Below are 25,101 nucleotides of genomic sequence, written 5' to 3' on the forward strand. Positions count from 1 at the left end.
AACCTCGCTACGACGCGGGCGCAGCGGGCGAACTCCATTCTCCGGGTGGACTTGAACGCTTCGGCAAGGCTGTTGTAAACCCATGTTGCCCAGTCACTTTCGGCCACAGTGGTTGTGACGGCGTTGTCGCAGACCCGCCAGCCGTTTCCACACAACCGCAGCACAGGCGCGAGCCTTGCGTCAGCGCGACGATCAGCTGTTTGGTGGCCACCTTGCGGAATCGGTCGCGCACTACCTCCGGCGCGGTCACCAGCAGGGTCTTCATCTGATTGATCGAGGCGGTGCGCGCCTTGACTGCTGAACGACGGGCGCTGAGCAGGGCCCGCACGACACCGATCCGCTCGTCTTTCGGCTCGGATACCCCATGACCGGACAGTGCGGACCGAGCGGCCGAATAGGCATCCAGCACGTCCGACGTCGTGTCGCCTTGTCGGGGCGGTAGACTTCGGCGACCGAAATTCCCTCCGCAACAAGGGCTCTGGTGAATCCAGCACCATAGCTGCTGGTTTCTTCGACGCCGACGACACGGGGAACGCCCTGGCTGTTCAGGAATTTGATGGCTGCTCGATATCCGGCCATAGTGGTCGCGAACTCGTGGTCGGCCACGGGCCTACCGTCGGTGGAGATGACCGCGACATGGATGGTGTCGGCATGTGTGTCGGCACCGCCGATGATCTCGTTCGTCTCGGGCATCCTCGCTGGTTCAGCCTCTCCTCGGTGTCGTGACAGCACACCGGACAGACAGGCAGACAAGACATTGGTGAGGCGCAACCAGGCCCCTATTAGGTCATCTCTACCCGGCCGGAGCGCTCAGGGACGTTCCCGCCCGAGCCGGCTGACCAAGGTCAGGACAACCCAGCAGGGCGTCAGTCAGTGATTGAGCGAGGGCCCGGACGGGAACGCATCCCATCATCAATGTCGGTGATCCGGGAGACAGTCTCCTTCGACACCGAGGCGCCGTAGATCTCGCCGAAGTGCGCCGAGATCTCTCCGGTGGTCAAGCCTTTCGCATACAACGACAAAACGATCTCATCGACACCGGTCAACCGCCGCTGACGTTTCTTGACGATCTGAGGTTCGAAAGTGCCCTCGCGATCACGGGGCACCTCGATCTGCACGTGACCGCTCGACTCGGTCAGCACCGTCTTGGGGCGGGTTCCGTTGCGCACGTTCGTACTTGTGCGATCTTCGGGCGCCTGGTGCTTGTCGAACCCGAGGTGATTGGTCATCTCCTCGTTCAACGCGGTTTCCAGGACGGTCTTGGTGAACTGTTTGAGCAATCCGTCGGGCCCGGTCAGGGACAATCCCTGTTCCTTGGCCATCCGCACCAGCCAACTCCTCGGCCGAAACCGCGACCGGCTTCTTCTTCCTCGTCACCGGATCAAGTGTGGTCACAGTGGCACCTTCCCGCTGAACTTCGTTCAGCGAATCAGGCCGGAACCACCGTTAGATCCACAGTCCCTCGTCGGAGTGCGGCGTCTTCCAGGTCGCGGCCGAGCATCTCGCCTGTTCGACCGTATTGACGTTATTCAGGACCGGGCGACCGTGAGTTGCTCGCCCGGTCGCCACCGCACCTCGTCGCCTCCGGGATACTTCCAGCCCCCCGTCCCCGCTGGAGTAGCTAGACCGGGGCGGGGGCTCGGTCAGCATCGAAGGAGTGCTGGAATGCAGGACCGGTAGTCGTGCACGGCTGTGCAGCCGTTCAGTAGCGGCCGCCTTCGGGGGTAGGCAGTGCGTCGAGCTCGGCCATATCTGCGTCGCTCAGCTGCACGTCTGCGGCGTCTGCGTTGTCCTTGAGGTACTTGGGCGTCTTGGTGCCGGGAATGGGAATGATGTACGCGCCCTGCTCCAGCAGCCAGGAGAGTGCGACCTGGGCCGGGGTGGCGCCGATGCGGTCGGCGATCTTGCGGACCTTGCCGACGATCGCCAGGTTCACGCGCAACGCGTCCTGCTGGAACCGGGGCAGGGTGCGTCGGAAGTCGTCAGCGGGCAGCTCGTCGAAGGAGGTGAAACGGCCAGTGAGGAAGCCCTTCCCGAGCGGCGAGTACGGCAGGAACGCGATGCCCTGTTCGCGGCAGTAGGGCAGGACGTCGTCCATCCACTGTCGGGTCCACAGCGACATCTCGGACTGCACGGTGGTGATCGGGTGCACGGCCTGGGCGCGCTGGAGCTGGTCGAGGGTGACCTCGGACAGGCCGATGTGGCTCGCTTTGCCTGCGGCGACGGTTTCAGCGAGGGCCCCAACGCTCTCTTCGATTGGTACCTCGGGGTCGACCCGGTGGAGCTGGTAGAGGTCGACGCGGTCGGTGCGAAGCCGGGCGAGGCTTTCATCGATCGACTTGCGGATGTGCTCGGGGCGGCCGTTGAGGCCGGGCACGGGGTTGTCGTCGGCATCCCGGCGCAGAGCTCCGACCTTGGTGGCCAGGACCGCCCGGTCGCGGTGACCGCCGACCAAGGCCCGGCCCAGCAGTTCCTCGTTGGTGAGCGGGCCGTAGACGTCGGCTGTGTCCAGCAGGGTTATGCCCAGATCGAGGGCTTGGTGGATCACCGAAACCATGACGGCTTCGTCTCGTGGGCTGGCCAGGTCGTAGCCGTGGGTCATGCCCATGCAGCCCAGGCCAAGTACGCCGACTGCGGGGCCCCTCAAGCCGAGTGTGGTGGTTCGCATGAATCTGTCCTACCTTTCGCGGGTGGAGCGTCTGGTCTGTATAGGGACGTCACGGAGGTCTGAGCGCTGGCCTTGGCCTCCCTTGGGAAGTCACTCGGTCAGGGGCGTGCGAGGGCTGGGTCCGGCTGTGGCAGCCTCGACGTCATCCAGGGCGAGGGTTAGGCCGAGTTCGCGCGGTGCTTCGACTTGCTGCTTGAGCTGGGCGACCTTCCCCGTGGCGGCATCGATGGCGTCGGCGCCGCCTACCCAGCGCTGGGGTGGTTGCTCGCCGTGGGCGAGCTCGAGCAGGGCGCGAGCGAGCTTGGCGGGGTCGCCGACTTGCTGCCCGTTCTGGGCTTGCCACCATTTTTTCTGCGCGCCGGTGCGTTCGGCGTAGTAGTCGATGGTCAACTCCGGCCACCTGGTTGAGGCGTCGACCAGCAGCTCAGTGCGGAAGAAGCCGGGTTCCACGATGGCGGTGTGGATGCCGTAGGGCTGCACGTCGAAGTGCAGGGACTCCATCCATCCTTCGAGGGCGAACTTCTTGCTGATGGCGTAGGCGGAAGCGAACTCCTGGCCGATCAATCCAGCGATCGATGAAATGGTGATGATGTGTCCGGTGCGTTGGGCGCACAGCAACGGCGAGTGCGGCGCGGGTGACGTTCATCGGCCCGAAGAGGTTGGTCTCCAGCTGCTGGCGCAGCTGTGCGTCGGAGACCTCCTCGAAGTAGCCGATGTAGCAGTTGGCGGCGTTGCTGACCAGGACGTCGATCCGTCCGAACCGGTTGACGGCGGCCTGGACGGCGCTCGTGGCGTCCTGCGGATTGGTGATGTCGAGCCGAGTGACGAGCAGGTTGTCCTGGGGGCCGCCCAAGGTCGCCTCGACCTTCTCAGGGCTGGGGCCGGTGGCCACGACCCGGTGACGAAGTAGATCTTACTCATGCGTGTCTCCTGGTGAGGGGGAGCGCGCCGTCTGGCGCGCCGGTTGATCACCCGCAAGGCGGGGTAGGGGTAGCGCGTCCGGTGGTGGTCATATGGCTGCGTACGGGTCAGCGGCTGCGGACGCCGTTTCACCGTCCGTGTCGAGGGCGGAGGACTTCGGGGTGTCCGTGCGGGTGGCGCGGCGCCCGCGGCGATGCCTGCCCGGTCGGTCAGCAGTGGTGAGATCTAGGTGAAGGTCGCCATGGGACCCGCCGGTGACAGCCATCGACAGCCACAGCCGGCCTGACCGAGTGCGGCAATCTCGGAGCGTACCGATACCGTTCGGCAGTGTGCCTCGGCCGACACGAAGCGGCTGATGGCCACAGCGGCGAGCGTGGCAAGGACGGCCAGGGCCCAGAACGCACTGCATCACCCGATCGCCTGACCGGCCCGGGAGCCGACCGGCACACCGACCACCGTGGCCAGGCTCGCTCCGTTCAGCATCGCGCCGAGAGCGCATGACCGGGCGGAGGGCGGGGCAGCGGCGGCTACGACGGAGGACACCGACCACACGGCGCCGGTCGCCAGCGCGGTGAGCGCGCGCGGGGTGAAGGCGACAGTGACGGAGGAGCTGAGCGCGGCGATCACGTGCCCGACGGCGAAGACGACCAAGGCCAGGACCGGGGTGGGACGTCGAGGCAGGCCCAAGGTGGCGATTGCCATCGCCGGTGAGCCGACGATCATGCCGATCGCGAACGCGGTGATCAGCAGACCGGCTTGGGAAACGCTGACGCCGAGAACGGAGGCCATCTCGGGCAGGATGCTGGCGATGACGAACTCGATGGTGCCCATCAGGAATGTGCCGAGCGCCAGCAAGCCTACGACGAACGACATGTTGGTGAACTTGTCCGGGGGATCAGACATGTGGAGACGACGACCTTCAGGTGGTGTGGGCGGGTGCGTAGCGTCAGCAGTAGTCGCCGAGCCGCACCGCGTCGGGGGCGGGGCCGCCGCGAACGCCGGTGTCGCCAGCGTCGATCGCGGCGGTCTCGTCTGCCGAGAGCTGGAGTCGAAGACGTCGAAGTTCTCCGCGATGCGGTGTGCTCGGACGGATTTCGGGATCGGGGCCAGACCGTGCTGGAGGTGCCCGGGCAGGATTACCTTCGCTGGCGTTTTCCGATGCCAGGCAGCGATCTCGGTGATCGTGACGTGGGAGAGGGGACTCTTGGTGGCCTTGCGGCCGCTCTCCCGATACATGTTCACCCCGCCCAGCGGCGACCAGGACTGGGTGACCACGCCGAGGGCCGCGTTCGCGTCCCACACCGGGAATTGGGTGAAGTACGGGTGCAGCTCGATCTGGTTGACCGAGGGGACGACGTCCGTGCGGTCAACAAAGGTCCGCAGGTGGCCTGGGTTGTGGTTGCACACGCCGATCGCCCGCACCCGGCCGTCGGCCAGCAGCTTCTCGACCGCTTTGTAGGAGCCTGTTGGCCCCTGAGTGCCGATCATGGCGGTGCTCCTTCCCTCGGACGGCCGGGTGGGGAGCTGGATGGACTCCACTGGGCCAGGCCCCGTACATCGGGGCACTCACAATGCAACGCGAATCGACCCTGACCCGGGAGTCCCTGCGGTGAGGGGTACCGTCAGGGACCCTAAGGCCAGGGAAGAGGGCCCTCCAAGGCCGCTGACCGGCGATCAACCCTGGAATTCGCTGTCGGCCTCCCGCGTCTGGCCAGCGGTGGCGGACCAGCTGGCAAGTAGTTTCAGGCCGTCCTCGGCCGCGGAGCCGGTCGGTGCGCTGTAGACGACGACGTTCAATCCGCTCTCGTCGGATAGATCCATCCGCTCGTGATTGAGCTCTAGGTCGCCGACTACTGGATGGCGAAAGTGCTTGGTGCCCTCACGGAAGATGTACACGTCGTGGGAGCCCCACAACACGCGGAAGGCGTCGCTGCGGGTCGACAGTTCACCGATCAGGTTCGACAATTCCCGGTCGTAGGGATTCCTGCCAGCCTCGATACGCAACCCACCGACGGCGGCGTGAGCGATGCGCTCCCAGTCGGCGTAGAAGCGGCGAGCCTCCGGATTGAAGAACACAAACCGGGCGGTGTTCGCCGCGCAGGTCCGGTCTGCGTACATCTCCGAATACAGCGCTCGGCCCATGGCATTGGCGGCCAGTATGTCGAACTGCTTGTTCGCAACAAACGCGGGCAGCTCGGGTATGCCCTCAACGATTCGCGTCACACTCGGCCGCACCATTGGCCGGGCCTCCCTACGCCTGGCCCGCATCCTGGGACCTGGCCCGGCGGCCCGGGCCAGGTCGTACAGGTGCATGCGCTCGGTGTCATCCAAGCGCAGGGCCTGGGCGAGAGCGTCGAGGACACCGTCCGAGGCACCGGCTAGGTTGCCGCGCTCCAGGCGGGTGTAGTACTCGACACTCACCCCCGCGAGCATCGCCACCTCGCCCCGACGCAGCCCGGGCACTCGCCGCTGCCCATAGACGGGCAAACCCGCCTGCTCAGGCGCGACCTTGTCCCGTCGGGATCGGAGGAATGCGCTGACTTCGTCCCGGTTGTCCATACGTCCAGCGTAGGGACTCTCCGTCGCAGGTGGGGGTCCTTGCCAGTGCCCCTCACAGCACGGACTCCCACACAGGTCATCGCCGGGTTCTCATCAAGTGCCCCGATCTGCCGGGCGTCGGCAGCGTCCGAGCGCAATCTTGAACTCTTGAAGGGACCCCCACGATGAGCACGAAGCAGCGTTCCGTGAGTGTTGGCAGTATCCGGCGCGAGCGCAAGGGCACTGCGGTCGTCGTCGGCGCCTCACTCTCGGGCCTGATGACTGGCCTCGCATTGTCACGCGCCGGGATCGACGTGACGATACTGGAACGCGCAAGCGCCTTCCCCCATACCGGGGCCGCGCTCGGCGGGGTTACCGAACGGATGTTGGAGCACATCACCGGCCGCGCGCGTACGGTCAGGGATGAAACGACGCACGAGACTTGTCAAACTTGGTCCGCCGTTCACGCGCGTTTGCGCACAGCCGTCGAAGCTGATCCGTACATCAGGCTGCGACACGCCGCGACCGTCCGGTACGTAGGCCAGGATGTTGAAGCGGCCTGGGCGACCACTGTGGACGGCGACATGTTCAGGGCTGACGTGGTGATCGGCGCCGATGGTCACCGCAGCGTGGTGCGGCGCAGCGTTGCGCCTCACCATCCTGACGCGACCTTCGCCGGATACACGATCTGGCTCGGGTTGGTGGACGAGCCCGCGATCGGGACGCGTCACCGCTGGCCACGTGACAGTGACATCTTTTACCGAGGCCGCGACTGCCTCATCGGCTACCCGTTATCCAGTCCGAAGGGCTCCTTCTCTCCCGGCTCTCGACAGCTCGGCTGGGCCTGGTACGACACCAGCCGCAACGATTTGCTGCGCGAGAAGGGTTGCGTGGTCGGCGAAGTCGTCCAGCATTCTCTGCGCGCCGCCGACGTCCCCGAGACGACACTGCGCGAACTCGAGGTCGAAGCCAGTGGCCTGTGGCCGTCGCTTTGGCGCGATGTCATCAGCGACAGCGTTGAGCGGCGCGCCGTCCTCGGCATCCCGATCGCCGAATACGTTCCTGATCGGCTGGTCAACGGACGCCTCGCCCTCGTCGGGGATGCGGCTCACGTGCCCACGCCGATGACCGGCTCCGGTTTCAGCATGTCCCTGCATGACGCCGAGGTGGTCGCCGAAGCCGTCGCAGCAGGCGTTCGTGGACCGCGTATGGCACCGGCCTTGGAGCGTTACGAGCGGGCGCGGCTGGGCCGCGTCCGGGCCTCGGTGCAGTCCGGACAGCAGTTCAGTCGCTCCTTCGCGGGCCAGGCCGCCGGAGCCCGCAACGCAGCTCAGCCCGTTTGCTGCCGCTGGTCGAGGCGATCATGACCGCGCGCGCCGTCTCGCGGGTGGCCGCGGGCACCGTGCTGTCCCGCTTGGCCGACGGCGGAAAACCGTCCTCCAGCAACACGCACAGGTCACCGTCCAAGTCGAGAGGACCGCAGCGCAGGGGTCGCATCGCGTGTCCTGAGGTTAGTCACGGCGCTTCAGGTGGCCGCGATTCGCCTATGACGGCTAAACGAGACGACCATTGTCCGCACTCGGCGACACTGCGCGGTCACTGTCCGCTGCAGCGTGCTGGCCTGCCCTACGTGGCAGTGATGCACATCAAACTTCGGGCTCCAGCCTCACCTGCCCGGGGCTTGGGCAACGCCGCTTAGGCGCGGACCGCGGACAGCGCGCGGGCGGCCTCCCGCACGCTGTCTTCGATCTCTTTGAGCCGGTCGGCCATCCGGGGGGCGAGTCCAGTCAGGCCCACGGCCATGGTGACCTCCGACCCACTCACGATGATGGGACTGGCGACACCACAGAGCTCGCTGTTGCGGTTGAAGGCGATCATGTTGGCTCGGATGTCGTCCAGTTCGCGAAGTACAGCGCCACGCTCATCGGATTCGATGTACCGGCGCAGGTAGGCGTCTCGCCGTCGTGGTGCCATGAACGCGAGGAAGCACTTGCCGTAGCTGACGGGCCACAGCGGTCGTCGCTCATGGAGGGGTGGATGCGCTCGAATGGTGTGTGTCGACTCGACGATGTCGATGTGAATCACCGAATCGCCGACCAGGGTTGCGAGCAACGCCGTTTCGTTCCACTCCGCGGCAAGCTTCTCCAGGGCATGGTGGAAAGCGATGGGCACCTGGAGTGGCTTACCGCTCGCGAGAAGACTGAAGATCGCTGGCCCCTGGAGGTAATGCGCGTCCCGCTCTACTACGTAGCCCGTGGCGATCAACCCCCTGACGAGCCCGTGGATCGACGATTTCGGTGCATCCATGACCGTCGCCAGGTCACCCAGACGCAGACCATGTGGCTCACTCCCAACCACATGCTCGAGGATCGACATGACCCGACTGACCGTGCGGTGCTCGGGCGCGAGCGCAGGCGTCGGTCGGTCATCGCTCACGGCGTGGCTCATGCCGAAATCCCCTTGTCTTGGTAGATCGCGTCTTTCGCCACGAACGTTCGGCGTTCGACGATCTGATCGGCTGTTCGCGTTTTGCTGTCTAAGGAGAAAGCTACCAGGCCCGACACGGACATAGTGCCCACCCCGCTGGACGAGCTCCCGGGCCCCGGGCTCGTAGTCCTGATATCAGCAGAATAGGGATACCTCTACCGCACTCAGTCGGTTGGATCCTCTTTGCTGGGGCGCCAGCCTCCCGCGGCCGACATCAGTGCGAGCGAGAGGCCGCCATCGACCAGTAGATCGACACCCGTGATCTGGCTGGCGGCAGGACTGGCGAGGAAAAGAACGGCCCTGGCGACCTCCTCCGCTCGGCCCAGCTTGCGGAGCGGGAGATGGGACTCCCGGAACTTGCGCATGGCGCGTTGGGTCGGATCGTTGTCGTCGTTGAACAGGCCCGCGGTCATCCCGGTGATCGTGGGCCCCGGTGAGACGGTGCAGCAACGGATGCCGTCCGGTCCCCACTCCAGTGCCATCTGCTTGACGAGCATCAACAGCCCGGCCTTGGCTGTGGCGTAGGCGCCGATTGGTGTGGTCGGCTGATGGCCGGTGATCGAGGCTGTCGCCACGACGGCTCCCTCAGATCGCGACAGCCAAGGGTGTGCTGCCTTGCCAAGTAGCCAGGTGGCGCGCGTGTTCACTGCGACCGAGAGATCGAACGCCCCGACGGTCAGGTCCAGAAGGCTCGAGCGCGGGGCCATGCCTGCGTTGCTGATGAGCGCATCGATACCGCCCATCGCCGTGACGGCGGTGGCCACGACGGTCTCGGGCACCCTGGGATCGGCGAGGTCGGCCACGACGGTCTTGACGACTGTGGCACGGTCACGGACCGAAGCGGCAACGGTGCCGAGGGACGCTTGGTCGACGTCTATCAGAGTGAGGGATGCTCCGGAGTCCGCGGCGAGTTCCGCGACGGATTGGCCGATCCCGCTGGCGGCGCCGGTGATCAAGTAGCGCCGCGGGGATTCGCTGGGTGGAGAGGTGTCCGGCAACGTTGCCTCCAGGTTTCGTCCGGCGGGCGGATTTCGGCCGACGGGCCCAACGACATCTTGACGTGCCGCCACTCTGTAGAATAACGTACGCACGTTCATTATGTCGAACGCGATGTGTTGGTCTGCGCACGGCGCTGCCATTGATTTGAGGAGGAGGCGACGTTGAACGAGGAGTTGTGGGAGAAGGGGCTTGAGGTGCGTCGGGAGGTGGCGGGCCGGTCCTACGTGGACAAGGCGCTTGCCGATGCCGACGACTTCACCATGTCGATGCAACGGCTGGTCACCGAGTTCTGCTGGGGCGAGATCTGGACCCGCCCGGACCTGGACCGGCGCAGCCGCAGCATGCTCAACATCGGCATGCTCGCCGCTCTCGGCCGGCTCGACGAGCTCTCCGGCCACATCCGAGGTGCGGTCGCTAATGGGGTGACCAAGGCAGAGGTCCGTGAGTGCCTGCTGCAGGTCGCCGTCTATGCGGGCATGCCGGCTGGGATGAGCGGCTTCAAGGTTGCCCGGAGGGTGTTCGAGGAGCTCGAGAGCCAGACCGCGGACGTACGGTAGGCGCCCAGGCACAGCAAGGAATTTTCGTGAACAGACAGCACGAGGGGCGTGCCGAGGAAATCCTGGAGCCCGACCTCCAGATCGTGGACACGCACCACCACCTCTTCGAGCGGCCGAGTGGTCGCTACATGATCGAGGACTACCTCGATGACGTGGGTGCGGGCCACCACGTCGTGGCGTCGGTATACGTTGAGACGCGGGCGATGGAGCGCGCCGAGGGGCCCGAGATCCTGAAGCCGCTTGGCGAGGTCGAGTTCGTGAACGGTGTGGCGGCGATGAGCGCCAGCGGCGGGTACGGGGCGTGCCGCGTCGCCGCGGGAATCGTGGCGTACGCGGACCTATCGGCCGGTGCTCGGGTCGCCGAGTTGCTGGACCGGGCGGTCGCGGCCGCGCCGGACCGGCTCCGCGGGGTTCGCGTCCTCACCAACGACCCGCCCTGGCCCGAACTCGCGCGGTTCTACACTAAGGCGCCAGAGGCGGGTATCCTCCAGCGGCCCGGCTTTCGGGAGGGTTTTGGCGAGCTGGCGCCTCGCAGGTTGTCGTTCGATGCGGCGGCTTTCCATCATCAGCTACCCGACATCGCCGAGTTGGCGGATGCTTTCCCGGCGACGACCATCGTGCTCAATCATTGCGGTATGGCTCTGGTGTATGGGGCGGGCGCGGCCGAGCGCGCGGAGGTTGAGGAGCGGTGGGCGGCCAACCTGCGTGAGCTCGCCCGGAGGCCCAATGTCTCCTGCAAGGTCGGCGGCCTCGGCTTGCCATTCTGGGGATTCGGTTTCGAGAAGGGAGAGGGGGCGATCAGCTCGCCTATGCTCGCCGAGGCGTGGCGACCGTATGTCGAGCGGACGATTGAGATCTTTGGAACCGGGCGCTGCATGGTGGAGAGCAACTATCCGGCGGACAGCCGCAGCGCGGGCTGGGTCCCGCTGTGGAACGCGCTCAAGCTCATCACCGCCACATGCTCGGCCGAGGAGAAAGCCGAGCTGTACTCCGGCACGGCCAGGCGGGTCTACCGCCTGGGCTGAGTCCGACTGTGGAGAGGAAAGGCGCGACGTGAACGAGCTTTCGGTTGATGATCGCGGGCTCTGCTGGGAGCGTGCACCAGTTGAGGGAGCGTGCCCCCGCTGCAGTGCCGCCGCTTTGGCAGCCTATCCGGTGAGCAGCGGGGCGGGTGGTTCGACGTGGTCAAGTGTCAGCACTGCCTGTATTCGGTGTCGCGGGCGCCAGGGGCGTTGCTCGGCCCACTGCGGTTGGGGGTGGACCGATTTGGGACGGGCTGAGCGGCGAGGAGCCTGCTAGCGGGTGCGGCCGGACAGTGCCCGCGCGGCGGCCAGCAGGCTCCTGGGCAGATCGTCCATCTTGCTCCTCATCCGGGCGTCGGGCCCGGCTACCGCGACTGCGAGGGTGACCGGTGAACCGGCGAAAACCACGGGGCTGGCGATGCCTATCTCAAGACCGCCGTAGCCGTTGGAGTTGATCGCGATCCCGGTCTCGCGAACCACGCGCAGTTCGTCGCGGGCCGCCTCCTCCAATTCCGGCTCGGCGAGGTGCCGTCGGAGGTAGTTGTCGATCCGCCGCGGCTCCATATGCGCGAGGAAGATCTTGCCACTGCTTCGGGGCCACAGCAGTTGGCGCTTGTGTCGAGCGGGTGACGCCCGGATCACCGCCTGCGGTTCCACCACGTCGACGTAGACGAGGGTGTCCCCGACCAGGGTTGCGAGGATGGTGGTCTCGCCCCAGGTCTCGGTCAGCCGTGTCAGGGTGTGCTGGTAGGCGGAGGAGCGCTCGGTCGAGCCAGTCGCCAGTAGGCCCGAGATCGCGGGCCCGATGAAGTAGCGGGCCTTGTCTTCGCGCAGGTAGCCGGTCGCGACCAGGCCCTTGGCCAGGCTGTGGATCGATGACTTGGGCGCGCCGATCGACGCGGCCAGGTCTGCTAGACGGACACTGTTCGCCTCGGTCCGCACCACCATCTCGATGATGGACATCACTCGCGTGACGGTGCGGTGCTCGTCGGTGGTGGCCTGATGGCGATCGGTGGCGGTTGAGGTCATCGGTTTTCTCCTCGGTGGGCGAGGTGGCCTTGCGGTGTCACGCATCCCGTGCTCGACGAGATCGTACGTCTCTATGTACGTATGATTGCACGATATCGCGTACGATATGAGAATTGCTGCGTTTGGGTGTGTCCGGCTACGTCGCTTGCACGCGCACTGCGGGCCGTGACCGGCAGGTCGGGGCGACGAAGGTACCAACGCAGGCACATGGCGTCCGTTTGGTTGACCGACGATCCGGGGCGAGGCCTCGGGAGAGGAGCATCGTGGGCTGGAGAGGGAAGTTGGACCGGCTGTTCGTCGGCGGGGAGTGGGTTGAGTCCTCAGGGACCGACACCATCGCCGTCGTTTCCCCGGTCAGCGAAGAGAAGATCGCCACCGTCCCGTCGGGGACGGTGGCGGATGTTGACCGCGCCGTAACGGCCGCCCGGCAGGCCTTCGACCACGGCCGCTGGCCGCGGACGCCGGTCGACAAACGGGTGGCCGTGCTCGAGCGGTTCCGGGACCTCTACGAGAAGAACCGGGACGTCATCGCTGAGCTCATCACCGAGGAGATGGGCTGCCCGATCGCGTTGTCCCGCACCATTCAGGCGACAACGCCGCGGATGATCCTGGAAGCCTACCTTCAAGTCGCTCTGGAATATCCGTTCGACGAGCTGCGCCGCGGCACGGCGGGCGATGCGCTGGTCACGCACGAGCCCGTCGGCGTCGTCGCCGCCGTGATTCCGTGGAACGTGCCGCAGAGCGTCGCCATGCAGAAGGTCGTCCCCGCCCTGCTCGCCGGGTGCACTCTGGTGCTCAAACCGGCGCCGGAGACTCCGCTCGACGCGTATCTGATGGCCGAGCTGCTTCAGCAGGCCGGTGTGCCTGACGGCGTCGTAAACGTGGTCCCCGCTGACCGCGAAGCCAGCGAGTACCTCGTCGGACACCCCGGCGTGGACAAGGTGACGTTCACCGGTTCCACGGCGGCCGGGCGGCGTATCGCCGCGAGATGCGGCAACGACCTCCGGCGGGTGACCCTGGAGCTCGGCGGAAAGTCGGCTGCGGTCTTCCTTGACGACGTCGACCTCGACTCGGCTGTCGAGAGCCTGCGGCTGGGATCGCTGCGCAACAGCGGCCAGGTGTGCAGCCTCAAGACCCGACTGGTGGTGTCCCGGCGACGGGAGGCTGAACTGCTCGAACGGCTGACCGCGCTCCTGGCATCGATGCCGGTCGGGGACCCGTTCGACGAGTTCACCCAGATCGGGCCGATGGCGGGCGCCCGACACCGCGAGCGGGTCGAATCCTACGTGGCATCAGGGCGCGAGCAGGGAGCCAGGGTCGTCGTCGGTGGCGGCCGTCCGGCAGGGATCGACCGGGGCTGGTTCGTCGAACCCACGGTCTTCGCCGACGTGACCCCGGATATGCGAATCGCGCAGGAGGAGGTCTTCGGGCCGGTGCTCTCGGTGCTGACCTACGACGACGAGGACGAGGCCGTCGCCATCGCCAACGACTCTGTTTACGGCCTTAGCGGCGCCGTCTACACGGCGGACGTCGAGCACGGCCTGGCGCTCGCGCGCCGGATCCGCACCGGCACCGTAGAGATCAATGGCAGCTCGGCGGGCTTCACAGCGCCGATGGGCGGCTTCAAGAGCAGCGGGATCGGCCGAGAAGCCGGACGCGAGGGCCTCGAGGCCTATATGGAGATCAAGTCCCTGGGGCTGCCTGCGGACTACGCGGAGAAGCTCGCGGCGGACTGAACTGCCGCACAGGAAATCCGGCGGGCAGGTGATGTCACCGCCCGGCCGGGCGTGTCGGGGTCAGTGCGTGGCGCCGACTTGCAGTGCCGCGATCACGCCAGGCTGGTCGGAACGGTTGCTGCAGGTGTGCTTGGTGCCGCGCTGGATGAAGGAGTCGCCCGCTTTCGGCAGGGCCTGCGCGGACTTGAGGGCCGCGCAGATCTCGCCCGAGACCACGGTGATGAGGTCGAGAGAGTCCGTGGCGTGCAGTCCGGGGATGTCCCCACCGACGTAGGCATCCTCCGCGACGGACGCCTCCAGTGACTCCTACTTGTCGGCGACGTTCTAGTCGCTGTCCGGCGGGAATGTGGTGATCACGTAGGTGAAGCCGTACGGGGCGGTGGGATGACCGCTTTGTCACCGAGGGTCTCTTCGGCGAGCACGTTCGCAGGCATGTGCGTGACCTGCCAGATCTGGTTGATTGTGAAGGCCTCGGTCGCCACGCGGGTCTCGGTGAAGGCGTCGTCAACGATCGTCGAGCGCCCCGACTCGTTCAGCCCCGCCACCGTTCGGCGTGCGCGAACGTTGAGGTACCTGCCGGCCATGTCGTTGTCCTCCCAGCGTCGTCGTCAAAGTCGATGCAGTGTGTCGGAGCTTCAGTCTCATACGCAAGGATGTCGATTTTGTCCCCATATACGTACCTGCTAGCCGTCGTCCAATATCGGTAATCGATGGTCGCCGCAACATTGACATTGACACTGCGGGCCAGGTATTCATAGTCTCGGCCGATATCTGGTATGGCTGTACTTAAATATGAATCCTGGACCGGTGTGTAGCTCCGCTGTCCACGACCGCCTCGTCAATGACGACATGGGGAGTATCTGTGACAACTTCCAACGACCGGGCCACGGCGCTGGCCGCCGACGAGCAAAAGGCGCTCGTATCGAGGGTGTCCCGACACGTGATCCCGCTGATCTTCCTCGGCTCGGTGATGTCCTATCTGGATCGGGTCAACCTCGGATACGCCCAGTTCGGGCTGGCGACCGACCTTGGCGTCACGGCGGCGGCGTACGGGCTGGCCGCGGCCGTCTTCTTCATCGCGTACTGCGTCTGTGAGATCCCGAGCAACATCCTGATGGAGCGGTTCGGTGCCCGGGTCTGGATGACGCGCATCATGCTGAGCTGGGGCATCGTCACGGTGCTGACCGGTTTCGTGCAGAACGAGACGCAGCTCTACATCGCGCGCTTCCTGCTCGGGCTCGCCGAGGCGGGGTTCTTTCCCGGCATGGTGCTCTACCTGACGCGCTGGTTCCGTGGCCGCGACCGCGCCGTCGCCCTGAGCTGGCTGGTCATCGCCCAGCCCGTTGCCTTCGTGATTGGGGGTCTCACTTCGGGTGTCATCCTCGACCACGTGCGTTGGTTCGGCCTTCAAGGCTGGCAGTGGGTCTTCGTGTTGACGGGGGTTCCAGCGGTGCTCGTCGGCTTATTGATCCTGCGGCTGCTGCCGGATCGGCCCGTGAAAGCGCGATGGTTGACCGAGCGTGAGGTCACGTGGCTGCTGCGGTCGATCGACGCCGAAACCGTGTCGGAGACCAGGCACGGGCTGTGGGCGCAGCTGGCGGCGCTCAAGTCCCCCAGGGTTCTGCACCTCGGCCTCATCAACTTCGTCTTCGCGCTCGGCTTCTACGGGTTCAACCTCTTCGTGCCGCTCGTCCTCAAACAGATCAATCCTACGTACAGCGCGACGAACATTGGCCTCGTTGCCGTCGTGCCGTACCTCTTCGCGATCGGCGGCCTGCTGGTGTTCTCCAGGTTCGGCAAGCGGCCGACGGAGTTGCGCCTGTTGACGACCGGGCTCGCGCTTGTGAGCACTCTCGGCCTGGCAGGGGTCATCCTGTTGCGCGCCCAGCCCGTGCCCGCGCTCGTGGCGCTCACCGTCGCGGCGCTCGCGATGTTCCCGTTCATTCCCATGTTCTGGGCGATGAGCACGGTTTCGCTCACCCGTAAGGAGTCCGTGGTCGGGATCGCGGGCATCAACACCCTGTCGGCGCTGGGCGGGTTCATCGGCCCCTACCTCGTCGGCAGGGCGTCGTCCGGAGCCACTGTCACACCCGGCCTCCTGATGCCGCTCGTCGCGCTGGTGATCTGCACTGTCCTGACTGCTGTATGGCGGGGCGGAAAGTCCGCGAAGCGGATCGAGGAAGTGTCCGCCGGTGTGCCGCGCGCCGGCGGGGCTGCGGACGCCCCGCTGTCGACCGAGACGCGCTGACGGGGCGAGCCCCCGCGAGGCCCCGTCAGGCGTCACTGGGGCTGCGTAAACGTACTGAGCAATGCGTTTCGCGCGACGGGCCCGCGTGGCGCTTCGGCGCCACGCGGGCCCGTCGGCGTCCGGGGGCCCGATTCGGGCATCGCACGGCCCGCCGAGCTTGACGGAGCGGTGCGAGATTCGTATAGTGGCCGTAGCTAATGACGAACAGTCATACGGCATTCTGAACAGCCTGAGCGACGTGGTCACTGTCTGTGACCACGGACCGGGCTCCGTTCCACGTGGAGAGGACGTAGTCCATGGAGTCGCTGACGGCGAAAGCAGGCCAGTTCCTTGCGGAGATCAGCTACGACAAGCTCCCGCCCGAGGTCCTGCCGATGGTGCGGAACGCGTTCACCGACACAGTCGCCGTGATCATGGTGGGGATCGACCAGCCGGTTGCGGACATCGTTCGCCGGACCCTCGCCGAGCCGGCTGCGGGTGTGCGCGAGGCCCGCTCGTGCCTGTCCGAGTCGCTCATCGGAGCGCCGGAGGCAGCCCTTCTGGCGGGGGCGATCGCGCACTCTCTGGACTACGACGATCAGTCGATGTCGGGACACCCCAGCGCGGTGCTCGTTCCGGCGATCCTCGCCGAGGCCGAGGTGCTTGGCTCGACAGGCCAGGAGATGGTCACCGCCTTCGTAGCGGGCTACGAAGTCTGGTGCGAACTCTGGCGCCGCGACCGGGATTACCACAATAAGGGCTGGCACCCAACGTCGGTGTTCGGGGCGATGGCTGCGGCCGCCGCGGGCGCGGTGCTGCATCACCTCCCGGCCGAACGCGCCGCCACAGCTCTTGCGATCGCCGCGAGCCATGCGGGCGGATTGTTCTCGAACTTCGGCTCGATGATGAAGGGTTTCCACGCCGGGATGGCGGCCCGCAACGGGCTGGTGGCCGCGCGCCTGGCCGCTGCCGGGATGTCCGCGGGGCCGGACGCGATCGAGAACAAGCAGGGCTTCCTGATGGCGTTCTCGACCGCGCGCACCCCGGACCTCGACTCACCGTCGAAGCTGGGCAAGGAGTGGTACCTGCCCAACCACAAGCTGCTTATCAAGCTGCACCCCACCTGCTACTTCCTGCACCGCTCGTTCAACGCCACAGTCCGGTTGCTCGCCGAACACCCCGTGACGGCGGACGAAATCGAGTCGGTCGATGTACACATGGGCAAGGGGCAGATCACCTGCCTGGTCTACGAGCGTCCGCAGACCCGCTGGGAGGCGGAGTTCAGCGGCCAGTACGGCATCGCGGCGGCGGTGCTGCTCGGCAAGATGGGCGTACCGGAGCTGGCCGACGAGGTCGTCCAACGGCGAGAGATGCAGGCCTTCTATCCCAAGGTGACTCTGGTCCCGGTCGACGAGGTAGACGAGCGCGACCCGGTCTTCTCGCCCACAGAGAACGTGGTGGTGAAGCTCAAGAACGGAGAGGTCCTCGAGAGCGGTCCCATCGCCTCGATCCCAGGTCACGCCAGCGAGCCGCTGACCACCGAGCAGCTGTGGGGCAAGTTCCGCGAATGCACCACGAAGACCCACGGCGAGATCGAGGCGCGCGAGCTGTTCGACGTGCTCCAGCGCATCGACTCGCTGGACTCCGTCACCGACGTACCCACCTGCATGGGCATCTTCACCGACTAGTTCCCCCTGTTAACCGGATGGCGCCGTGAGCGCCGCCGCCGACCCCCGAGGACACCTGACATGGGAAAGATCACGGTCGCACAGGCGATCGCCCGACTGCTTGAGCAGATGGGCACCGAGGTCGCTTTCGGCCTGAATGGCCACGGCAACTGGGCGCTGCTCGACGCCCTGGTCCACGAAACCGAGATCCAGAGTGTGGCGGTCCGAAGCGAGGACCACGCCGTCGAACTCGCGGACGGATACTGGCGACGCAAGCGCGGTGCCCCGCTGCCCATCGTCAGCACCAGCGTGGGCCCCGGCAACATGAACGCGGTGCCGCCCATCGCCACGGCCTTCTACGAGTCGATCGGCATGCTGGTGCTGGCGGGCGTCGGCGCAACCCACTGGTTCGATCGCGGGGGCATCGAGGAGTTCTACCGGCACGGTCCCGAGGACTGGGTGGCGATTCTCAAGCCGATCACCAAGAAGGCGTTCACCGCCATCCGGCCCGATACTGTGATCGAGACCTTCCTGCGCGCGTACCAGACCGCGCACACCGGTCGACCGGGCCCGGTCGTGATGGCGCTGCCGTTCGACATCCAGAACACGCTGATCCCGGACGACCTGCCGGACCCGACGCCGTACATGGTGTCGCGGCGGCCAGCTCCCGATCCGCAGGGAGTTGCCGAGGCGGTCGAGCTGCTGAAGAATGCTGAGCGCCCGTACGTGGTGGTCGGCAGCGGTATCGCCAACTCCGGCGCGTACGACGCGCTGCTCAGATTCGCCGAGGCCACTGGCATCCCGGTCGCGGTCACCCCGAGCGGCAAGGCCGCATTCCCCGAGGACCACCGGCTGTCCCTGGGGTGCATCGGCCGCGCGGGCACCGGCCAGGGCAACCACGGTGCGCGGCGCGCGGACGTGGTGCTCGGCGTCGGGACGCACTTCACCGACATCGACACCGGCGCCTGGACGCTGTTCGACATTCCGAATGCCACCAAGCTGATCCACATCGACATCGACCCGACGGAGCTGGGCCGCGCCTACCCGACGGCGGTCGCGCTGAACTCCGACGCCAGGCTCGGCCTGGACGCGCTTACCAAGGCCGCGACCGAAGTCGGCGTCACCGAGCGGAAAGCCTGGACCGACGAGCTCGACGGCGTGCGCACGACGTGGCTGGCGGACACCGAAGAGATGCGCACCTCGGATATCGCGCCGCTACACTACGCGCGGGTTACCACGGACACCGCTGCGGTCGTCGCCGAGAAGTGCCCGGACGCGTCAATCCATTTCGACACCGGCAACATGCTCAGCTTCGGCCCGTCGTTTCTGCCCGCGTCCTCGCGGCACGTGGTGCACAGCGGGTTCATGCATCGGATGGGCTGGAGTGCGGCGTCCGTGCTGGGCGCGAGCCTGGCTTCGGACCGCGGCCCCGCGATCGCGCTGCTCGGCGACGGGGCATATCTCATGCGCGCCACGGTCGTGCCCACAGCGGTGGAACTGAAGCTGCCGATCGTGTGGATCGTCATGGACAACCGTTCGCTGCAGATCGAGCGCGAGACCATGTTGAAGCTCTACGGCCGGGAGTCCATGTGCGACTACCGGATCGAGGGCGAGGAGGAGCTTTGGGGCCCCGACTACGTCGGGATGTCGGTGGCGATGGGTGCCGAGGCGGTGAGGGTCAGCAAGGCCGCCGACTTCAAGCCGGCCCTGGAGGCGGCGCTCGACAGCCGCAAGCCCACCGTGATCAGCGTAGACACCGAACTGGAAACCCCGCAGTACCGCGCGATCTGGTACCCGTACCCCGCCGATTACCACGCCACCTGGAAAGCCGGTCCGCTTGATGCGGACACGACGCCGGCCCACGACTGAGGGGAACTGATCGATGGCGAGCGAACTAGCGTTGAAGGATCCGACGCTGCACCGCGACCTGTGCTATGTCGGGGGAAAGTGGATCGGCGCGGACTCGGGTGGGACCGTGCCTGTCCGCAACCCGGCGACGGGCGCGGAGATTGGGACGGTGCCCTACTTCGGGGCGGTCGAGACCCGCCGGGCGATCGAGGCAGCCGACGCGGCTCTGCCCGCGTGGCGTGGCCTGCTGGCCAAGGAGCGCAGCCGGCTTCTTCGTCGATGGTTCGACCTCGTTATCGAGAACCAGAAGGACCTAGCACACCTGCTGACCGCCGAGCAGGGTAAGCCCTACCGGGAGGCCCTTTCGGAGGTCGTCAGCGGCGCGCAGTTCATCGAGTGGTTCGCCGAGGAGGCGCGCCGGGCATACGGAGAGACCATCCCGGCCCCAGCGCAAGACCGCCGGGTCGTGGTGATCAAGCAACCGGTGGGCGTGTGTGCCGCGATTACCCCGTGGAACTTCCCGAACACGATCATCACGCGGAAAGCCGCCGCCGCGCTGGCCGCAGGTTGCACGATGGTCGTCCGGCCCGCCACCGAGACGCCGTATTCCGCGCTGGCGCTCTCGGAACTGGCGGCTCGCGCGGGGATTCCTGACGGCGTGCTCAATGTCATCACCGGGCACCCACAAAACATGGGTCGCGAGCTGACTACGAACCCAACAGTGCGCAAGCTGTCGTTCACCGGATCGACCGGGGTCGGCAAGATCCTCATGGAGCAGAGCTCCAGCACGGTCAAAAAGCTCGCGCTCGAGCTGGGCGGCAACGCCCCGTTCATCGTGTTCGACGATGCGGACCTCGATGCGGCCGTCGAGGGGGCGATCGCCTCGAAATTCCGCAACACTGGACAGGCATGTGTTGGTGCCAACCGGTTCTATGTGCACGAAGCCGTTTACGACGACTTCGCTGCCCGGCTGGCGGCGAAGGTCATGGAGATCAAGGTGGGGGACGGTGCCGACCCTGACACTGTCATGGGTCCGCTGATCAGCACGGACGCCGTCGAGAAGGTGGAGGAGCACATAGCGGACGCCGTCGGCAAGGGCGCTCGCGTGGCGGCCGGTGGCAAGCGGCACATGCTCGGCGGATCGTTCTTCGAGCCGACGGTGCTCGTGGACGTGACTGCGGACGCGCTGGTGTCCCGCGACGAGACGTTCGGCCCGCTGGCCCCGCTGTTTCGCTTCCGGGACGAGGCCGAGCTAATCGGCGCAGCCAACGACACCGAGTACGGGCTGGCCGCATACGTGTTCAGCCGCGACATCGGGCGGATCTGGAGGATGGCTGAAGCCATCGAGACCGGCATGGTTGGGATCAACGTCGGGCTGATGGCCAACGAGGCCGTCCCGTTCGGCGGCATCAAGGAATCCGGCGTCGGGCGCGAGGGCTCGCGCTACGGCCTCGAGGACTACCTCGAGGTGAAGTACATCTGCATGGGCGGGCTGTGACTGCCGACCCGGCCGTGTGAGGTCGGTCCGTGAACCAAGGGAGTGAGCTGTGCGCGAAGCCGTGATCTGCGAGGCCGTGCGGACGCCGATCGGCCGCCGCAACGGGGCCTTCGCGGAGGTCCATGCGGTCGACCTGTCCGCCCATGTGCTGAACACAGTGCTGGAGCGCACCGGGTTGAGCGCCGATGACGTCGATGACGTCGTCTGGGGCTGTGTGACCCAGTTGGGCGACCAGTCCGGCAACGTCGGCCGGTTCGCCCTGCTGGCGGCCGGCTGGCCGGAATCCGTCCCCGGTGTGACGATCAACCGCGCCTGCGGGTCCAGCCATCAGGCGATCGAGTTCGCCGCGATGGGTGTGATGTCGGGGCGCTACGACCTGGTGGTCGCTGGTGGTGTCGAGACGATGAGCAGGGTGCCGCTCGGGGCGACCCGTGCGGTCGGCCAGCCCTACGGTCCGCTGATGTCCGGGCGCTATCCGGGCAGCACCTTCGAGCAGGGCGCGGGCGCCGAGGCGATGGCGGTCCGCTGGTCGTTCTCGCGGCAGCAGTTGGATGAGTTCTCGCTTGCCTCGCACGGCAAAGCAGCAGCGGCCACGGACGCTGGGGCCTTCGCAGCTCAGCTCGCGCCGTTGCCGTCGGTGCCGGACTTCCGTGTGGATGAGGGCATCCGTCGGGACTCCTCGCTGGAGAAGCTGGCGGGTCTGAAGTCGGCCTTCGCCGAGGGCGGTGTGGTCACGGCGGGCAACTCGTCGCAAATCTCCGATGGCGCGGCCGCGCTCGTAGTCACCACGCCGGAGCGGGCGGCCGAGCGGGGCCTGACCCCGGTCGCGCGGCTGCACACCGGCGTGGTCGCGGGCGACGACCCGACGATGGTCCTGTCGGCGCCCATCCCGGCCACAGCAAAACTGCTGAAGCGCAGTGGCGTCCCGCTGGAGGACATCGGTGTCTACGAGGTCAATGAGGCGTTCGCAACCGTGCCCTTGGCCTGGCTGTCCGAGACCGGTGCGGATCCGGCGAAGTTGAACCCGCTGGGCGGCGCGGTGGCCGTGGGCCATCCGCTCGGAGCGTCGGGAGCGATTTTGATGACCCGGCTGATCCATCACATGCACGACAACGGGATCCGCTACGGCCTGCAGGCGATCTGCGAGGCCGGCGGTACCGCGAACGCGACGCTGGTCGAGCTCGTTGCGTAGGCGGCGAGAGACCGATTACGAGAACGAGGCAGGGAGACGACAAGTGCAATTCGACGGGACATCGACTCTCATCACGGGAGGGGCGTCCGGGCTCGGCCTCGCGACGGCGACGAGGCTGGTCGGGCAGGGCGCCCGTGTGGTCCTGGTCGACCTGCCGTCGTCACCGGGGCCGGATGTGGTGAAGGAACTCGGGGAAGCCGCGACCTTCGTCTCGGCGGACATCCTCGACGACGAGCAGTTCGGTGCCGCACTCGACGCTGCCGAGGCGAACGGTCCACTCCGCGGCGTCGTCCATTGCGCCGGCCGTGGCGGCGACCGGCTACGGATCATCGACAAGGAAGGCAACCCGGGGGACTTCGCGTCCTTCGAGGACGTCGTCCGGGTCAACCTCTTCGGTACCTACAACGTGCTACGGCTCAGCGCGGCGCGGATGGCCGCCAACGAGCCGGTTGAGGACGGGCGCGGCGCGGTGGTGCTGACCGCGTCGGTCGCGGCGTTCGACGGGCAGATCGGGCAGACCTCGTACACCGCCTCGAAGGCGGCTGTACACGGGATCACCCTGGTCGCTGCCCGCGACCTGGCGAGCATCGGCATCCGGGTGAACACGATTGCCCCGGGCACGTTCGACACCCCGATGCTCGCCCGGTTGCGCGAGGACATCAGGACAACGCTCGCGTCGGCCGTGCCGCACCCCAAGCGGCTGGGCCACGCCGAGGACTACGCCCACCTCGCCGTGGCACTGCTGGAGAACTCCTATGTCAACGGCGAGACCATCCGTCTCGACGGGGCCATCCGCATGCCTCCGCGGTAACCGGACACCCACCAGCATCCCGGTCCATCTCCGTCGCAGAAAAGAAGGTCTTCGTGTTCCAGTTGCCCGACGCCCGTTACTACCCGTCGTTCCTCGGCGAGCGCATGCAAGTCGGCATGATCGTCAACGACCTCGAGCAGGCCCTGACCTTCTGGACCGAGGTCATGGACGTCGGCCCTTGGATCGTGATCGAGCAGTCGCTTGGCGACCGCGAGTTCGTGCACCGCGGCGAGGTGAGCCCAGTGGACATGTCCGTCGCGTTCTCCTACATCGGCGAGACCCAGTTCGAGCTGATCGCCCAGAACAACGATGCGCCGTCGGCTTACCGGGAGTTCCTTGAGGAAGGCCGCGAGGGCGTCCAGCATCTCGCGTTCTGGCCGGACGACTACGAGCACGCCTGCGCTGAACTCGAGCGCCGCGGCTTCGAGGAGGTCACCGTTGTTCGGACCGCTGACGGTGAGAAGAACGTCAGCTACTTCGCGGGCCCGCCGCTGCTCGGGGTTCTGATCGAGGTGATCCCCGTGACCGAGGCGAGGCGGCAGTATGTGGCCGCCATGGAGGCCCTGGCACGAACCTGGGACGGCACCAGGCCGATCCGGCGCTTCGCTTCCCGAGCGGACTTTCTCGTGTCCGCCGATGTCGCCTCGCTCGAGCGGCAGCCCTGACCGCCGTACACGGATAAAGGAGACGACGTGGAGTTCGACCTCACACAGGACCAGCAGTTCTTCCGCGACACTGTCCGGGATTTCGCCCAGCGTGAGCTGGCGCCCGGTTCACGAGAGCGGGCGCACAGCAGCGACTACCCCTGGGACGTCGCGAAGAAGATGGCCGCGAACGGCCTATTGGGCATCACGGTCGATGAGGAGGACGGCGGTGGCGGCGGGTCGCTGATGGATGCTGTGATAGCGATCGAGGAGATCGCGGCTGCGTGCCCGCGCAGCGCCGACGTGATCCAAGCGGGGAACTTCGGCGCATTACGAGTGCTGGCCAACTTCGCTACTGCTGACCAGAAAGAACGTTACCTGGCGCCGTTGCTGGACGGAACGGGCCTGATTTGCGTGGCCATGACCGAGCCGGACGCGGGTTCCGCGGTGACCGAGCTGTCCACGACGGCGACGCCGGACGGCGACGGCTTTCGGGTCAATGGCAGTAAGATCTTCACGACGCACGGCCTGCACGCCTCGGTGTTCCTGGTCTACGTCCGCTTCGGTCCCGGTACGAACGGCATCGGGTCCGTGCTGGTCGAGCGTGGCGCGAAAGGCTTGGCCTTCGGCAAGCCCGCGTCGTTCCTTAGCGGCGAGGACTGGAACCCGCTGTTCTTCGACGACGTGTACGTGCCGCAAGAGAATGTGCTGCTCGGCCCAGGCGGGTTCAAGAAGCAAATGAGCGGGTTCAACGTTGAACGCATCGGCAACAGCGCCCGTGCGTTGGCCCTGGGCCGCTACTCCTACGAACTCGCCCGGGAGCACGCGCTGACCCGCCGTCAGTTCGGCCGGCCGCTGTGCGAGTTCCAGGGTCTGCAGTGGAAGTTCGCGGAAATGAAGATCAAGCTCGACGCGGCCCAGCTGGTGCTGTATCGGGCGGTGACCAACGCGGAGAACGGATTCCCGTCTACGGAGCAGACCGCCATCGCCAAGGTGTTGTGCAACCGAACCGGCTTCGACGTAGCGAACGAGTCGCTGCAGGTTCTTGGCGGGATGGGTTACAGCGACGAGATGCTCGTCGAGTACTGCCTGCGCCGCACCCGCGGCTGGATGATCGCCGGCGGCACGATCGAGATGCTGCTCAACCGGATCGCCGAGTCGGTTTTCGAACGGCGGTTTCCGCAGCGGCCGCCACGCCCGCAGGACTGACACGAATGTACGCCGTGGCGGGCGCCGACCGGCCCCGCGACCTCTGAA

The 25,101-nt window shown here is 66.5% G+C and carries 22 protein-coding genes and 3 pseudogenes; 12 read left to right on the top strand and 13 right to left on the bottom strand.

Features of this window, described 5'->3' with window-relative positions:
* Nucleotides 1–7: 7 nt before the first annotated feature.
* The 8 genes and pseudogenes from K7711_RS47670 to K7711_RS19435 all read right to left on the bottom strand — a co-directional run bounded on the left by K7711_RS47670 (nucleotide 8) and on the right by K7711_RS19435 (nucleotide 6,148).
* Entirely contained in the window at nucleotides 8–409 is a 402-nt protein-coding gene (locus tag K7711_RS47670; RefSeq protein WP_235747377.1) for a hypothetical protein, read from the bottom strand.
* Nucleotides 410–450: 41 nt separating this feature from the next.
* A pseudogene (locus K7711_RS49325) lies at nucleotides 451–693 on the bottom strand (IS110 family transposase); the annotation flags it as partial.
* Between the two features lie 224 nt (nucleotides 694–917).
* Nucleotides 918–1,377, bottom strand: a pseudogene (locus tag K7711_RS19415) (transposase); the annotation flags it as partial.
* Nucleotides 1,378–1,702: 325 nt separating this feature from the next.
* Nucleotides 1,703–2,668: an aldo/keto reductase gene (locus K7711_RS19420; RefSeq protein WP_222970806.1), complete on the bottom strand. Its 966-nt coding sequence runs from the start codon at nucleotides 2,666–2,668 to the stop codon at nucleotides 1,703–1,705.
* Nucleotides 2,669–2,758: 90 nt separating this feature from the next.
* Nucleotides 2,759–3,286 (bottom strand): SDR family NAD(P)-dependent oxidoreductase, encoded by a 528-nt coding sequence (locus tag K7711_RS47675; RefSeq protein ID WP_308014825.1) that lies wholly within the window; start codon nucleotides 3,284–3,286, stop codon nucleotides 2,759–2,761.
* A 58-nt stretch (nucleotides 3,287–3,344) separates the two neighbouring features.
* Nucleotides 3,345–3,560 (bottom strand): annotated as a pseudogene (locus tag K7711_RS47680) (SDR family NAD(P)-dependent oxidoreductase); the annotation flags it as partial.
* 437 nt (nucleotides 3,561–3,997) lie between these two features.
* Nucleotides 3,998–5,077 (bottom strand): MFS transporter, encoded by a 1,080-nt coding sequence (locus tag K7711_RS19430; RefSeq protein ID WP_222970807.1) that lies wholly within the window; start codon nucleotides 5,075–5,077, stop codon nucleotides 3,998–4,000.
* A gap of 186 nt (nucleotides 5,078–5,263) precedes the next feature.
* Entirely contained in the window at nucleotides 5,264–6,148 is an 885-nt protein-coding gene (locus tag K7711_RS19435; RefSeq protein WP_222970808.1) for a helix-turn-helix transcriptional regulator, read from the bottom strand.
* Nucleotides 6,149–6,312: 164 nt separating this feature from the next.
* Here K7711_RS19435 and K7711_RS19440 point away from each other — a divergent pair, with 164 nt between their 5' ends.
* The gene (locus K7711_RS19440; protein WP_222970809.1) at nucleotides 6,313–7,494 is read left to right on the top strand and encodes an FAD-dependent monooxygenase; all 1,182 of its coding nucleotides are present in this window, start codon (nucleotides 6,313–6,315) and stop codon (nucleotides 7,492–7,494) included.
* A 328-nt stretch (nucleotides 7,495–7,822) separates the two neighbouring features.
* On the opposite strand, the gene K7711_RS19445 is transcribed toward K7711_RS19440, so the two are convergent.
* On the bottom strand, nucleotides 7,823–8,575 hold the full coding sequence (locus K7711_RS19445) for an IclR family transcriptional regulator (RefSeq protein ID WP_222970810.1): 753 nt from the start codon (nucleotides 8,573–8,575) through the stop codon (nucleotides 7,823–7,825).
* A gap of 203 nt (nucleotides 8,576–8,778) precedes the next feature.
* The gene (locus K7711_RS19450) at nucleotides 8,779–9,570 is read right to left on the bottom strand and encodes an SDR family NAD(P)-dependent oxidoreductase (protein ID WP_222970811.1); all 792 of its coding nucleotides are present in this window, start codon (nucleotides 9,568–9,570) and stop codon (nucleotides 8,779–8,781) included.
* Nucleotides 9,571–9,774: 204 nt separating this feature from the next.
* Between K7711_RS19450 and K7711_RS19455 the strand changes: the two genes are divergently transcribed.
* Together K7711_RS19455 and K7711_RS19460 are read left to right on the top strand one after the other, a co-directional pair.
* On the top strand, nucleotides 9,775–10,170 hold the full coding sequence (locus tag K7711_RS19455; RefSeq protein WP_222970812.1) for a carboxymuconolactone decarboxylase family protein: 396 nt from the start codon (nucleotides 9,775–9,777) through the stop codon (nucleotides 10,168–10,170).
* Nucleotides 10,171–10,196: 26 nt separating this feature from the next.
* Nucleotides 10,197–11,195, top strand: a complete 999-nt coding sequence (locus tag K7711_RS19460; protein WP_222970813.1) for an amidohydrolase family protein — start codon at nucleotides 10,197–10,199, stop codon at nucleotides 11,193–11,195.
* Nucleotides 11,196–11,465: 270 nt separating this feature from the next.
* Here the strand turns inward: K7711_RS19460 and K7711_RS19465 are convergent, their stop codons facing one another.
* Nucleotides 11,466–12,221 carry an IclR family transcriptional regulator gene (locus tag K7711_RS19465; RefSeq protein ID WP_222970814.1) on the bottom strand — a complete coding sequence of 252 codons (756 nt, stop codon included), beginning with the start codon at nucleotides 12,219–12,221 and terminating at the stop codon, nucleotides 11,466–11,468.
* A 281-nt stretch (nucleotides 12,222–12,502) separates the two neighbouring features.
* On the opposite strand from K7711_RS19465, the gene K7711_RS19470 reads away from it, so the two are divergent.
* Complete coding sequence (locus K7711_RS19470; protein ID WP_235747379.1) at nucleotides 12,503–13,957, top strand: aldehyde dehydrogenase; 1,455 nt, start codon at nucleotides 12,503–12,505, stop codon at nucleotides 13,955–13,957.
* Between the two features lie 60 nt (nucleotides 13,958–14,017).
* Here the strand turns inward: K7711_RS19470 and K7711_RS19475 are convergent, their stop codons facing one another.
* Nucleotides 14,018–14,173: a cupin domain-containing protein gene (locus K7711_RS19475; RefSeq protein WP_222970815.1), complete on the bottom strand. Its 156-nt coding sequence runs from the start codon at nucleotides 14,171–14,173 to the stop codon at nucleotides 14,018–14,020.
* A gap of 137 nt (nucleotides 14,174–14,310) precedes the next feature.
* Nucleotides 14,311–14,541 carry a hypothetical protein gene (locus K7711_RS19480; RefSeq protein WP_222970816.1) on the bottom strand — a complete coding sequence of 77 codons (231 nt, stop codon included), beginning with the start codon at nucleotides 14,539–14,541 and terminating at the stop codon, nucleotides 14,311–14,313.
* Between the two features lie 278 nt (nucleotides 14,542–14,819).
* Between K7711_RS19480 and K7711_RS19485 the strand changes: the two genes are divergently transcribed.
* The 8 genes from K7711_RS19485 (at nucleotide 14,820) to K7711_RS19520 (ending at nucleotide 25,053) form a co-directional block, all read left to right on the top strand.
* Nucleotides 14,820–16,205, top strand: a complete 1,386-nt coding sequence (locus K7711_RS19485) for an MFS transporter (RefSeq protein WP_222970817.1) — start codon at nucleotides 14,820–14,822, stop codon at nucleotides 16,203–16,205.
* Nucleotides 16,206–16,501: 296 nt separating this feature from the next.
* Nucleotides 16,502–17,872: an MmgE/PrpD family protein gene (locus K7711_RS19490; RefSeq protein ID WP_222970818.1), complete on the top strand. Its 1,371-nt coding sequence runs from the start codon at nucleotides 16,502–16,504 to the stop codon at nucleotides 17,870–17,872.
* Between the two features lie 60 nt (nucleotides 17,873–17,932).
* Nucleotides 17,933–19,720: a thiamine pyrophosphate-binding protein gene (locus tag K7711_RS19495; protein WP_222970819.1), complete on the top strand. Its 1,788-nt coding sequence runs from the start codon at nucleotides 17,933–17,935 to the stop codon at nucleotides 19,718–19,720.
* Between the two features lie 13 nt (nucleotides 19,721–19,733).
* A complete protein-coding gene (locus tag K7711_RS19500) occupies nucleotides 19,734–21,197 on the top strand; it encodes an NAD-dependent succinate-semialdehyde dehydrogenase (protein WP_222970820.1) in 1,464 nt (487 codons plus the stop codon).
* A 49-nt stretch (nucleotides 21,198–21,246) separates the two neighbouring features.
* Complete coding sequence (locus K7711_RS19505) at nucleotides 21,247–22,389, top strand: thiolase family protein (protein WP_222970821.1); 1,143 nt, start codon at nucleotides 21,247–21,249, stop codon at nucleotides 22,387–22,389.
* 43 nt (nucleotides 22,390–22,432) lie between these two features.
* Nucleotides 22,433–23,200 carry an SDR family NAD(P)-dependent oxidoreductase gene (locus tag K7711_RS19510; RefSeq protein ID WP_222970822.1) on the top strand — a complete coding sequence of 256 codons (768 nt, stop codon included), beginning with the start codon at nucleotides 22,433–22,435 and terminating at the stop codon, nucleotides 23,198–23,200.
* A gap of 53 nt (nucleotides 23,201–23,253) precedes the next feature.
* A complete protein-coding gene (locus K7711_RS19515) occupies nucleotides 23,254–23,865 on the top strand; it encodes a VOC family protein (protein ID WP_222970823.1) in 612 nt (203 codons plus the stop codon).
* 27 nt (nucleotides 23,866–23,892) lie between these two features.
* Nucleotides 23,893–25,053 (top strand): acyl-CoA dehydrogenase family protein, encoded by a 1,161-nt coding sequence (locus K7711_RS19520; RefSeq protein ID WP_222970824.1) that lies wholly within the window; start codon nucleotides 23,893–23,895, stop codon nucleotides 25,051–25,053.
* Nucleotides 25,054–25,101 lie beyond the last annotated feature (48 nt).

Source organism: Nocardia coffeae (assembly GCF_019890715.1).
Classification (GTDB): Bacteria; Actinomycetota; Actinomycetes; order Mycobacteriales; family Mycobacteriaceae; genus Nocardia; species Nocardia jiangxiensis.

Bases quoted from the DNA above. Each gene is read 5' to 3' on its own strand.
- K7711_RS19420 (WP_222970806.1), bottom strand. From the start codon at position 2,668: ATGCGAACCACCACACTCGGCTTGAGGGGCCCCGCAGTCGGCGTACTT.
- K7711_RS19430 (WP_222970807.1), bottom strand. From the start codon at position 5,077: ATGATCGGCACTCAGGGGCCAACAGGCTCCTACAAAGCGGTCGAGAAG.
- K7711_RS19435 (WP_222970808.1), bottom strand. From the start codon at position 6,148: ATGGACAACCGGGACGAAGTCAGCGCATTCCTCCGATCCCGACGGGAC.
- K7711_RS19440 (WP_222970809.1), top strand. From the start codon at position 6,313: ATGAGCACGAAGCAGCGTTCCGTGAGTGTTGGCAGTATCCGGCGCGAG.
- K7711_RS19445 (WP_222970810.1), bottom strand. From the start codon at position 8,575: ATGAGCCACGCCGTGAGCGATGACCGACCGACGCCTGCGCTCGCGCCC.
- K7711_RS19465 (WP_222970814.1), bottom strand. From the start codon at position 12,221: ATGACCTCAACCGCCACCGATCGCCATCAGGCCACCACCGACGAGCAC.
- K7711_RS19480 (WP_222970816.1), bottom strand. From the start codon at position 14,541: ATGGCCGGCAGGTACCTCAACGTTCGCGCACGCCGAACGGTGGCGGGG.
- K7711_RS19490 (WP_222970818.1), top strand. From the start codon at position 16,502: ATGGAGTCGCTGACGGCGAAAGCAGGCCAGTTCCTTGCGGAGATCAGC.
- K7711_RS19495 (WP_222970819.1), top strand. From the start codon at position 17,933: ATGGGAAAGATCACGGTCGCACAGGCGATCGCCCGACTGCTTGAGCAG.
- K7711_RS19500 (WP_222970820.1), top strand. From the start codon at position 19,734: ATGGCGAGCGAACTAGCGTTGAAGGATCCGACGCTGCACCGCGACCTG.